This is a genomic window from Psychromonas arctica, from assembly GCF_038155225.1.
In the GTDB taxonomy this organism is placed as follows: domain Bacteria; phylum Pseudomonadota; class Gammaproteobacteria; order Enterobacterales; family Psychromonadaceae; genus Psychromonas; species Psychromonas arctica_B.
Window position 1 is genome coordinate 1 of sequence record NZ_JBAKBA010000317.1, and the last position, 218, is coordinate 218.

At 39.4% G+C, this 218-nt stretch carries 1 protein-coding gene; it reads left to right on the top strand.

Going from position 1 to position 218, the window contains the following annotated elements:
- The coding region (locus V6255_RS18665) for an FAD-dependent oxidoreductase (RefSeq protein ID WP_341629448.1) at positions 1-218 on the top strand (218 nt) is incomplete at both ends.

A 218-nucleotide genomic window follows, 5' to 3' on the forward strand; every position in this document is an offset into this window, starting at 1 on the left:
AACAGGTTCTTATACGTTGGTACCAACCATTATAGGCAACGAAATCAAAGATTGTTTTTTCTATCGTACTATTGAAGATTTAAATGCTATAGAAAGTACTGGTCGTCGTAGTAGAAGTGGTGCAGTTATCGGCTGCGGTTTATTAGGGCTAGAAGCTGCTGGTGCATTAAAAGCATTGGGAGTGGAATCCCACGTTATTGAATTTGCGCCTGTATTAA